A 10112-nucleotide genomic window follows, 5' to 3' on the forward strand; every position below is an offset into this window, starting at 1 on the left:
AATGTTACAGAAACGATTTTTAAACGACTTAGAGCGAGGGTATTAGCGTGAATTTGAATCTCACACTTATAGGCCAAGCTATCTCGTTTGCGATTTTTGTCTGGTTCTGCATGAAGTATGTGTGGCCACCAGTGATTGCTGCGCTCGAAGAGCGTAGCAAGAAAATTGCAGACGGTTTGGAAGCAGCGAATCGCGCTTCACGTGATCTTGAGTTGGCACAAGAACAAGCCTCTCAAATTCTACGCGAAAGCAAAGATAACGCGGCCGAGATTATTGAACAAGCCAACAAACGTGCGAACCAAATGATCGACGAGGCAAAAGAGCAGGTGATTGCCGATGGCAAGCGTCTGCGCGAAGCGGCTCAAGCAGAAATTGAACAAGATGTTATGCGTGCTAAAGAAGCATTGCGTGCTCAAGTTTCCGTTCTTGCATTTGCCGGCGCCGAGAAGATTTTGGGAGCCACCATTGACGAAAAAGCACATAGCGAGATCGTTGAACAGCTCGCCAAAGAGCTTTAAGCGAGGGTCTAATGGCTGAATTAAAAACAGTCGCGCGACCGTACGCGAAAGCGGTTTTCGAAGTTGCTAGAGAGCAAGGCCATATTACTGAGTGGGCCGATATGTTAAGCATATTGGCCGCTGTTACAGTAGAGCCTAAGCTTGAGAAAGCACTTGGAAATCCCGCTTTTAGTGCGGAAGAGAAGGCAAACGCTCTAGCGGACGTTTGTGCAGAAGTAGCTACAGAACAAGGCAAAGCATTTTTGCTTGCTCTTGCAGTGAATAAGCGTTTATCGCTTCTTCCTATGATTTCTGAGTTATTTTTACAGTTCAAACTGAATTTTGAAAAAGCCGTAAATGTTGAATTTACGTCTGCTTTCGAATTAACAGCAGAACAAACACAAGCATTAGCCGCTTCATTGGCGAAAAAGTTGGACCGTACTGTCAACTTAACCAGTGAAACAGACGCGAGCCTAATTGGTGGCGTGGTTATCCGTACCGGTGACTTAATCATCGACGGTTCAGTACGCGGTAAATTAGCGAAACTGGCCGAGGCGATAAACTCCTAGTGTTTCGTTAAATCGAAACCAGGGTTGAGGAATTTAGCATGCAGCAACTGAATCCATCTGAGATCAGCGAGATTATCAAGAAGCGCATCGAGAACCTCGATGTAACTTCTGATGCCCAAAATGAGGGCACAATTGTCAGCGTGGCAGACGGTATCGTTCTGATCCACGGCTTGGCAGATGTTATGTACGGGGAAATGATTGAATTCCCTGGTGGTGTTTACGGTATGGCTTTGAACCTAGAGCGTGACTCTGTAGGTGCAGTCGTATTGGGTCAATACCAAGACCTTGTAGAAGGTCAAAAAGTGAAATGTACAGGTCGCATTCTGGAAGTTCCAGTGGGTCCTGAATTGCTTGGTCGTGTTGTTGACGCATTGGGTAACCCAATCGACGGCAAAGGCGCTATCGATGCAAAACTAACGGATAAAGTTGAAAAAGTGGCGCCGGGTGTAATCGCTCGTCAGTCAGTAGATCAACCAATTCAAACTGGCTACAAGGCAATTGATGCCATGGTACCAGTAGGCCGTGGTCAGCGTGAGTTGATCATCGGTGACCGTCAGGTTGGTAAAACAGCCCTAGCGATCGACACGATTATTGCTCAGAAAAACTCTGGCATTAAGTGTGTGTACGTTGCGATCGGTCAAAAGCAATCAACAATTGCCAACGTAGTACGTAAGCTTGAAGAAGCGGGCGCAATGGAATACACCACTGTTGTTGCAGCAGGTGCATCTGATCCAGCGTCTATGCTATTCCTAGCGCCATACACTGGTTGTACTATGGGTGAATACTTCCGTGACCGCGGTGAAGATGCGTTGATCGTATATGATGATTTGACAAAACAAGCTTGGGCTTACCGTCAAATTTCATTGCTATTACGTCGTCCGCCAGGTCGTGAAGCTTACCCTGGTGACGTATTCTACCTTCACTCTCGTCTTCTTGAGCGTGCATCTCGTGTAAACGTAGATTACGTTGAGCAGTTCACCAATGGTGAAGTGAAAGGCCAGACTGGCTCTTTGACAGCATTGCCAATCATCGAAACACAAGGTGGTGACGTATCGGCTTTCGTACCGACTAACGTTATCTCTATCACCGATGGTCAGATCTTCCTTGAAACAAGCTTGTTTAACGCGGGCATTCGTCCTGCGATGAACGCAGGTATTTCGGTTTCTCGTGTAGGTGGTGCTGCGCAAACTAAGATTGTCAAAAAACTTGGCGGTGGTATTCGTCTTGCATTGGCTCAGTACCGTGAATTGGCGGCTTTCGCTCAGTTCGCATCTGACCTAGATGAAGCAACTCGTAAACAGCTAGAGCACGGTAAACAGGTTACTGAACTGATGAAACAAAAGCAGTTCTCTCCTATGTCTGTAGCTGATATGGGCGTAGTTCTTTACGCTGCTAATGATGGCTTCCTTGAAGATGTTGAAACAAGCAAAATTGGTAGTTTTGAAACGGCTTTGTTGAGCTACATGAACAGTGAACACACTGATCTTATGGCTGACATTAACAAAACTGGTAATTTTAACGGCGAGATTGAAGCGACATTTAAAGCGGCAATCGAGAAGTTTAAAGCGACGCAAACTTGGTAATGACTTTGGTGACAAGGATTAACTTGTCACCATTTTCTTGCAGTTTGTGAAATAACATTCTCACAAGGGCAGTTCTATTATGGCAGTCGGAAAAGAGATACGTACTCAGATTTCGAGCATTAACAATACGCGTAAAATTACTCGTGCTATGGAAAAAGTAGCTGCTAGTAAGACGCGTAAAGCTCAGGATCGTATGGCCGCTTCTCGTCCGTATGCGGAACGAATTCGCCAAGTAGTTGGTCATTTGGCCAACGCGAATCCTGAGTATAAACACCGTTACCTTACCGAGCGTGAGGCGAAGCGTGTTGGTTATATCGTAATCTCTTCTGACCGTGGTTTGTGTGGCGGTTTGAACGTTAATGTGTTCAAAGCAGCCATCAAAGACATGAAACAGTTCGCTGATTCTGGTGTTGAAATCGACATCTGTGCAATCGGCTCTAAAGCCGTTTCATTCTTTCGTAACTACGGCGGAAATGTAACAGCAGCCTTCACTGGTTTAGGTGATGCACCGAAAGCAGACGACTTAGTCGGCAGTGTTAAGGTGATGCTAGACGCATTTGACGAAGGTCGTATCGATCGTCTTTATGTGGTTTCAAACGAGTTTGTGAACACCATGACTCAGAAACCGACGGTTGAACAACTTTTGCCATTACAAGCGGAAGAGAATACAGAGTTACAGCACCACTGGGATTACATCTACGAGCCAGAAGCCGTTGAAATTTTGAACGAATTATTGGTTCGCTATATTGAATCTCAAGTATATCAGTCTGTGGTTGAGAACATTGCGTGTGAACAAGCAGCTCGTATGCTTGCGATGAAGAACGCAACGGACAACGCCGGCGATATCATTGATGAATTGCAGTTGGTGTACAACAAGGCTCGTCAAGCAGCGATTACTCAGGAAATTTCTGAGATAGTCAGCGGCGCGGCAGCGGTTTAAGGTATTTAGGTATTTAAGAGGATCCGAACATGAGTAGCGGACAAATCGTACAGATTATCGGTGCGGTTATCGACGTGGAATTCCCACGTGATAGCGTGCCAAAAGTATATGATGCCCTGACTATCGAGGGTAAAGAGTTGGTGTTGGAAGTTCAACAACAACTAGGCGATGGCGTTGTTCGTACTATCGCCATGGGTTCTACCGACGGTATGAAGCGTGGTTTGGCTGTTGAAAACACAAACAAGCCTGTTTCTGTTCCAGTAGGTACAAAAACACTAGGACGTATTATGGACGTTCTAGGTAACCCAATCGACGAAAAAGGCCCTATCGGCGAAGAAGAGCGTTGGTCTATTCACCGTTCTGCTCCTTCTTACGCAGAGCAGTCTTCTAGCAACGAATTGCTAGAGACGGGTATCAAGGTTATCGACCTTGTTTGTCCTTTCGCGAAAGGTGGTAAAGTTGGTCTGTTTGGTGGTGCCGGTGTAGGTAAAACCGTAAACATGATGGAACTTATCCGTAACATCGCAATCGAGCACAGCGGTTACTCTGTATTCGCAGGTGTTGGTGAGCGTACTCGTGAAGGTAACGACTTCTACCATGAGATGACGGACTCGAACGTAATCGACAAAGTATCTCTAGTATACGGCCAAATGAACGAGCCACCAGGTAACCGTCTTCGTGTTGCTTTGACGGGTTTGACTATGGCTGAGAAGTTCCGTGACGAAGGTCGTGACGTACTTTTCTTCGTAGATAACATCTACCGTTACACGCTTGCGGGTACAGAAGTGTCTGCATTGCTAGGTCGTATGCCATCTGCGGTAGGTTACCAGCCTACACTTGCTGAAGAGATGGGTGTTCTTCAAGAACGTATCACCTCTACTAAGACTGGCTCTATCACGTCTGTTCAAGCGGTATACGTACCTGCGGATGACTTGACAGATCCATCTCCAGCAACAACGTTCTCTCACTTGGACGCAACGGTTGTATTGTCTCGTGACATCGCATCTTTGGGTATCTACCCAGCGATCGATCCTCTTGACTCTACTTCACGTCAGCTTGACCCACTCGTTATCGGTCAAGAGCATTACGACGTAGCACGTGGCGTACAAATGGTATTGCAACGTTACAAAGAATTGAAAGACATCATCGCAATTTTGGGTATGGACGAGCTTTCTGAAGAAGATAAGCAAACGGTTAACCGTTCTCGTAAAATCCAGCGTTTCTTGTCTCAGCCTTTCTTCGTAGCAGAAGTATTCACTGGCTCTCCAGGTAAGTATGTTTCTTTGAAAGACACGATTCGTGGCTTTAAAGGCATTTTGGATGGTGAGTTTGATGATCTTCCAGAGCAAGCGTTCTACATGATTGGTAGCATCGACGAAGCTGTCGAGAAAGCTAAAAACTTTAACCATCACGCGTAGCAAAAGCGTTGTAAGGCGCTTTTGCTAAGTATGACTAAGAGAGGCAACTTATGGCTATCACAGTACACTGCGATATCGTAAGCGCTGAACAAGAGATCTTTTCCGGTACGGTACAATCTCTTGTGGCTGCAGGCAGTTATGGCGATCTAGGTATTATGCCTGGTCACGCGCCATTGTTGACGACTCTGCAACCAGGTCCTGTTCGTGTGGTTAAAGAAAATGGTGACGAAGAGTTTATCTTCGTGTCCGGTGGCTTCCTAGAAGTTCAACCGCACCGTGTCACCGTCTTGGCTAACACAGCCACTCGTGCAAGAGATCTGGACGAAGAGGCGGCACTAAAAGCTCAGGAACATGCTAAAGAGCTTTTAGCTAACCAAAAACCTGACGTCGACTACACTCGTGCGACAGTGGAACTAGCAGAAGCTATGGCCCGCTTGCGTACACTTCAACAGTTCCGCGAGCACAAATAAGCGGTAATGTTGAGTGTGAAGTCAAAAAAAGCAGCCCAAGGGCTGCTTTTTTATTGGCTGATAGTCTGAGTATTTGTCTACTAAAGCATCTTCCACAATGTATCAAAAATGATCTGTTGTGCTTTGGCGATGTCTTTTGATTCCAATACCACGGCAGAGGGGAAGTTGTTGCTTGCCAAAGAAATAATCGCACACTTAGGTGGATAGATAGCGATATAGCTGGCGTCAACCGATCCTTCCGTTTTAATCCACTTACGTTCTGATAATTCCGCTTCTTCGCCACCGTCACCCAAAGCAATGACTTTTACATTAATGCCCAATTTAACGCGTTGCTTGGTGTAGTTAGGAAACGGGCGATACAAAAAGGGACGTATCGGTTTAGACGAAAACACACAATATTCTTTGTGGTCTTGTTGAGATACCACGTTTAAAATGTCGCGCAATACCCACTCTATGCCGTCATCGCCTTCGTAATAACGCACATGAGTTTGATGATAATCCGGCTGTTGTTGGTGTAAATTTGGAATGATGGTGTTCTTTAAATTCTCGATGGTTTTATTAAGACGATTGCGTTTTTCTTCCGCCAAATTTAATAAAATATCCGGGTTTTCAGCGGTAAAGAAGCGTCGCTTTCCTTTTGGAAAATAGCTGACAATGCCTTTGCTTTGTAATTGTTTGAGGTCTTCGTAGGCGGTACCGCGATTGATGCCGCTGTGTTCGGCAATGTCTCGAATAGAAGAGGGGCCAAGCTTTAATAAGGTTTGGTAAAGCTGCGTTTCTCTTGGTGTTAAACCAAGCATTTCAAAAGCTTGCTGAATCATAGGGCTCACAGTACCGTTTTTTAATTTGTCGACAGGCGTAAGAATACTACCGCGTTTAAGAATACACTTATTGATAGAAAAGCGCAGGGTCGAACGATCTGCGAGGAGAGAAAATTGACAGACGATCAACGATTTGGTGGCATTCGCCGTTTGTATGGTGAAGCGGCATACGCTGCTTTTTCGCGTGCTCATGTGTGTGTCATCGGTATTGGTGGCGTTGGCTCTTGGGCGGCTGAGGCGTTAGCGCGTTCTGGGATTGGCCACATTACACTTATCGATATGGACGATGTTTGCGTCACCAATACCAATCGCCAGATTCACGCACTAAGCAGTACCATTGGCCAATCTAAGGTCGATGTGATGGCGGAACGGATTAAACAGATCAACCCCGACTGTCGTGTGACGTGTATTGAAGACTTCATCACCCCTGAAAACATCCCTGAGCTGCTGTCTGAGCCGTTTGATTACGTGGTTGATGCGATCGACAGTTTAAAGCCCAAAGCGGCTCTTATCGCATGGTGTAAGCGCAATAAGCGTAAAATTATTACAGTGGGTGGCGCAGGAGGTCAGGTCGACCCAACGAAGATTCAAATTGCCGATTTATCTCGAACTGAGCAAGATCCTCTGGCGGCCAAGCTGCGAAACTATCTGCGTCGCCATTACCATTTTTCTCGTAATACAAAGCGTCGTTTTGATATTGAATGCGTTTACTCATTAGAGCAGCTCAAATACCCGCAAGCCGATGGCAGCGTGTGTGAAAACCGCCAAAAAGGTGACACGGAAACTAAAATGAACTGCGACACTGGTTTCGGTGCCAGCACAGTGGTGACGGCAACTTTTGGTTTTGTTGCTGTGTCGAGAGTATTGGAAAAGTTGACACCGAAAGAGAAACAGTAAGTTAAGCGGTTTGAATGCTTTTCAAAATCGCCAACACACCATTGGTTCTGGAGCTGGTGAGGTAACTGGATAGGTTTAGTTTTCCCAGCTCTGCTGTTAAATCCATTTGTTGGATATCCTCGTGGGTCTTTCCTTCTACCAAACTCAAGATAGCGACCAGCACGCCGCGCATGAGTTTGGCGTCGCTGTCGGCTTGAATGTGGCGTAAGCCATCTTTTTCTTCAATGATTAACCAGACTGCGCTTTCGCAGCCTTTAACCTTGTTGTCTTCGGTTTTTTTTTCGGCTGACAGTCGCGGTAAGGTTTTGCTTAATGTCACCAAGGCTTTGAAGGTTTCTTCTTTACTTCGGCAAGCTTGTAGCTGGCTTTTTATATTAACAGAGTCAGTCATCACTGGTTACTCGTCGTTTAATAAGTCAATGGCTTCTAGCAGAACATCGCAAAAGCGATTGGCTTCTTCCATGGTGTTGTAACAGGCGAAGGAGGCGCGCAAGGTTCCCGCCACGCCAAGTTGTGCCATTAATGGATGGGCGCAGTGACTGCCTGCTCGAACCGCCACACCTTGGCTATCTAGGTAAGCATTCAAATCCAGAATATGGACATTGGGGACACTTAACGAAACCAAAGTAGTGCCTTTTTCGGGAGAATACATTTCGATGCCACCTTCTTTATGAAGGCGAGAATAGACATGTGCTGCGAGGGATTGTTCCCATGCCAACAACGCCAAGCGATCTTGAGTATTCAGAAAGTCACACGCTGCGGCTAGGCCAATAACACCTTCGATATGTGGTGTACCGGCTTCTAGTCGATACGGAAGCACATTGAATTCGGTCGCTTGATGAGAAACATGACGCACCATTTCTCCACCTGTTTGGTAGGGCATCAACACTTCTAATGCATGGTTTTTCCCATACAACACGCCAATACCCGTTGGCCCATACATTTTGTGGCCAGAGAAAACATAAAAATCACAGTCTAAAATTTGTACATCAACTGGATAATGCGCCACCGCTTGAGCGCCATCGACTAAGGTGAACGCGCCTTGTTGCTTGGCGTGATCCAGCATGACCTGCAAGTGGTGTGCTGGTGCCGATGGCATTGGAAATCTGTGTCGCGGCAAAAATACGTGTGCGGTCTGTGAAGTAATGACGAAATTCCGCTTCCCATTCGCCATTGGACGTTAATGGTAAAACCCGCAGTCTCGCTCCGGTACGAAAGGCTAATTGCTGCCAAGGTACGAGATTGGCGTGATGTTCTAAGCTGGTGATGAGGATTTCATCGCCTTTTTCGATTAAGTGTTCAAGGCCATAAGCAACGGTGTTGATGGCTTCTGTTGTGCCTTTTGTCCAAATGACGTGGCTGTGTTCTGGTGCATTAATGAAGTGCGCAACGGTGTCTCTGGCTTGTTCAAATCGGTTGGTGGCACGGTCGCTGAGAAAGTGGGCGCCACGGTGTACGTTGGCATTGAAACCGCAGTAATAATCCTGAATCGCATCCAATACCGGCAAGGGTTTTTGTGTGGTCGCCGCATTATCCAAATAGGTTAACGGATAATCGTAAGCGGGCTGCGCCAAAATCGGAAAAAGGGGGCGAAGCGTTGAAGGGTCAAAAGCCATGGATACTCTACTTTGGATTCGAACAAAAAGCCTAAAATAGGCCATAAATGGGTGAAATTGTACCTTAACTTCTCTTAAAAGCGGGAATTATTGGGCTTTTACTTGCGTTTTTTTAAGACAACTATAATGATTGATTACAGATACTAGATGACAAACTAGAAAAGGTACAAAGCGGTGGCGGATTTTTTATACAAAGGTGTGGTGGATTGGTTTTTGGATCAAATGTCGCAGGAGGCCATCGCGCCCGGCGACAAGATGCCTTCCTTGCGAGCTTTATCGAAACAGTTGGGCCTGAGCTTAAATACGGTCATACATGGCTATGATTTGTTGAGTGAAGACGGTTGGATCGAATCTCGCCCCAAGTCGGGTTACTTTGTTTGTCATCGCAGTGGGACCAAACCTGCTTTGCTGTTGGCGGGTGACGTATTGCAAGAATTGGCCAATGACGGCACCAAACCGGCTTGGGCGTGTCTTGCGCATCGAGCGGCTTTGGTGGATCAAAGTGATGTCTTTCTGAGTCCGTCTGGACGTTTGGATGAAAGTCATGCTCCTGTGCTTGGTAAAGGGCATTTGGCAGTTCGTGAAGCCGTTAGTGGGTATTTAAAAGAGTTGGGTATCAAGACCCATGCGTCGCAACTCTGGCTGGGTCATTCGCCGTTGGCTATGTTTACCCAGAGTGTGCAAACACTGACACAACAGGGTGACAGCGTGTTAGTGCTGACGCCTTGTGACCCTAGAATCACCACGACGCTGCAAAGTTTAGGGCGGCAAGTTATCACGCTAAAAGCGGGAGAGCGGGGCGTTGATTTGGATTTGGCGATTCGTTGTCTGCGTGATGAATCCATTCGCTTGATTGTCTTGCCGGGGCAGTTTGCTTTTCCTGCCGGTCAATTGATTAGCAATCTAAGCTTGCGTCGTTGGTTGGCGATTATTGAAGAAACCAAACTGCCAGTGATTGAGTGGGATTTGTGCTCGCATTTGGCGTACCGAGCGGGCTCTGTCATGACTTATAAGTCATTGGATTCGTCGGATCATATTGTGTATATCGGTGGTGTGAGGTCCAAAGGCGCAGGCCGTTCAGCCAGTTGGTGTTTGCCCGGTCGACATCAGGCGTTGTTAGATGGGGCGTTTTTAGCCGCCGATATGTCACTTAGCGATGTTCAGCAAGCAGCGCTTAGTGACGCTTTACAATCAAATAGTAAGCGCTCATTAACCAAGCGTGCCAGAGATGTGTGGGCGAATTCAGAACGAATCAAAGCGCATTTGGAAACTCGCCTTGGGGATCAGGTCCAGTTTTGCCG

At 46.6% G+C, this 10112-nt stretch carries 12 protein-coding genes; 8 read left to right on the forward strand and 4 right to left on the reverse strand.

Going from position 1 to position 10112, the window contains the following annotated elements; genetic code table 11:
• The first annotated feature begins 47 nt into the window (after positions 1-47).
• From N5P32_RS02910 to N5P32_RS02935, 6 genes are all read left to right on the forward strand, one after another.
• Positions 48-518: a F0F1 ATP synthase subunit B gene (locus N5P32_RS02910; RefSeq protein ID WP_265727685.1), complete on the forward strand. Its 471-nt coding sequence runs from the start codon at positions 48-50 to the stop codon at positions 516-518.
• An 11-nt stretch (positions 519-529) separates the two neighbouring features.
• Complete coding sequence (locus N5P32_RS02915; RefSeq protein ID WP_265727686.1) at positions 530-1066, forward strand: F0F1 ATP synthase subunit delta; 537 nt, start codon at positions 530-532, stop codon at positions 1064-1066.
• A gap of 38 nt (positions 1067-1104) precedes the next feature.
• The gene (gene atpA / locus N5P32_RS02920) at positions 1105-2649 is read left to right on the forward strand and encodes a F0F1 ATP synthase subunit alpha (RefSeq protein ID WP_265727687.1); all 1545 of its coding nucleotides are present in this window, start codon (positions 1105-1107) and stop codon (positions 2647-2649) included.
• A 79-nt stretch (positions 2650-2728) separates the two neighbouring features.
• A complete protein-coding gene (gene atpG, locus N5P32_RS02925) occupies positions 2729-3589 on the forward strand; it encodes a F0F1 ATP synthase subunit gamma (protein ID WP_265727688.1) in 861 nt (286 codons plus the stop codon).
• Positions 3590-3618: 29 nt separating this feature from the next.
• A complete protein-coding gene (gene atpD, locus N5P32_RS02930) occupies positions 3619-5007 on the forward strand; it encodes a F0F1 ATP synthase subunit beta (RefSeq protein WP_265727689.1) in 1389 nt (462 codons plus the stop codon).
• A gap of 50 nt (positions 5008-5057) precedes the next feature.
• Positions 5058-5477, forward strand: coding sequence for a F0F1 ATP synthase subunit epsilon (locus N5P32_RS02935; protein WP_265727690.1), 420 nt, complete (start codon positions 5058-5060; stop codon positions 5475-5477).
• An 80-nt stretch (positions 5478-5557) separates the two neighbouring features.
• On the opposite strand, the gene N5P32_RS02940 is transcribed toward N5P32_RS02935, so the two are convergent.
• On the reverse strand, positions 5558-6298 hold the full coding sequence (locus tag N5P32_RS02940) for a TrmB family transcriptional regulator (protein ID WP_265727691.1): 741 nt from the start codon (positions 6296-6298) through the stop codon (positions 5558-5560).
• A 114-nt stretch (positions 6299-6412) separates the two neighbouring features.
• Here N5P32_RS02940 and tcdA point away from each other — a divergent pair, with 114 nt between their 5' ends.
• A complete protein-coding gene (tcdA, locus tag N5P32_RS02945) occupies positions 6413-7195 on the forward strand; it encodes a tRNA cyclic N6-threonylcarbamoyladenosine(37) synthase TcdA (protein WP_265727692.1) in 783 nt (260 codons plus the stop codon).
• A 1-nt stretch (position 7196) separates the two neighbouring features.
• Here the strand turns inward: tcdA and N5P32_RS02950 are convergent, their stop codons facing one another.
• Genes N5P32_RS02950 through N5P32_RS17940 form a run of 3 tightly spaced genes read right to left on the reverse strand, consistent with a single transcriptional unit; the run spans position 7197 to position 8811 of the window.
• Positions 7197-7586, reverse strand: a complete 390-nt coding sequence (locus tag N5P32_RS02950) for a SufE family protein (protein WP_265727693.1) — start codon at positions 7584-7586, stop codon at positions 7197-7199.
• Positions 7587-7592: 6 nt separating this feature from the next.
• Entirely contained in the window at positions 7593-8294 is a 702-nt protein-coding gene (locus N5P32_RS17935) for an aminotransferase class V-fold PLP-dependent enzyme (protein WP_322783817.1), read from the reverse strand.
• A complete protein-coding gene (locus N5P32_RS17940; protein WP_322783818.1) occupies positions 8185-8811 on the reverse strand; it encodes an aminotransferase class V-fold PLP-dependent enzyme in 627 nt (208 codons plus the stop codon). The genes N5P32_RS17935 and N5P32_RS17940 overlap by 110 nt, the downstream gene beginning before the upstream one ends.
• 174 nt (positions 8812-8985) lie before the next feature.
• Here N5P32_RS17940 and N5P32_RS02960 point away from each other — a divergent pair.
• Positions 8986-10112, forward strand: a 1127-nt coding sequence (locus N5P32_RS02960; protein WP_265727694.1) for a GntR family transcriptional regulator, incomplete at its 3' end; no start/stop codon positions are given.

The organism is Marinomonas pontica, assembly GCF_026191375.1.
GTDB classification, from domain to species: Bacteria; Pseudomonadota; Gammaproteobacteria; order Pseudomonadales; family Marinomonadaceae; genus Marinomonas; species Marinomonas pontica.

Bases quoted from the DNA above. Each gene is read 5' to 3' on its own strand.
- N5P32_RS02915 (WP_265727686.1), top strand. From the start codon at position 530: ATGGCTGAATTAAAAACAGTCGCGCGACCGTACGCGAAAGCGGTTTTC.
- N5P32_RS02935 (WP_265727690.1), top strand. From the start codon at position 5,058: ATGGCTATCACAGTACACTGCGATATCGTAAGCGCTGAACAAGAGATC.
- N5P32_RS02950 (WP_265727693.1), bottom strand. From the start codon at position 7,586: ATGACTGACTCTGTTAATATAAAAAGCCAGCTACAAGCTTGCCGAAGT.
- N5P32_RS02940 (WP_265727691.1), bottom strand. From the start codon at position 6,298: ATGATTCAGCAAGCTTTTGAAATGCTTGGTTTAACACCAAGAGAAACG.
- N5P32_RS17940 (WP_322783818.1), bottom strand. From the start codon at position 8,811: ATGGCTTTTGACCCTTCAACGCTTCGCCCCCTTTTTCCGATTTTGGCG.
- N5P32_RS17935 (WP_322783817.1), bottom strand. From the start codon at position 8,294: ATGCCATCGGCACCAGCACACCACTTGCAGGTCATGCTGGATCACGCC.
- atpG (WP_265727688.1), top strand. From the start codon at position 2,729: ATGGCAGTCGGAAAAGAGATACGTACTCAGATTTCGAGCATTAACAAT.
- atpA (WP_265727687.1), top strand. From the start codon at position 1,105: ATGCAGCAACTGAATCCATCTGAGATCAGCGAGATTATCAAGAAGCGC.
- atpD (WP_265727689.1), top strand. From the start codon at position 3,619: ATGAGTAGCGGACAAATCGTACAGATTATCGGTGCGGTTATCGACGTG.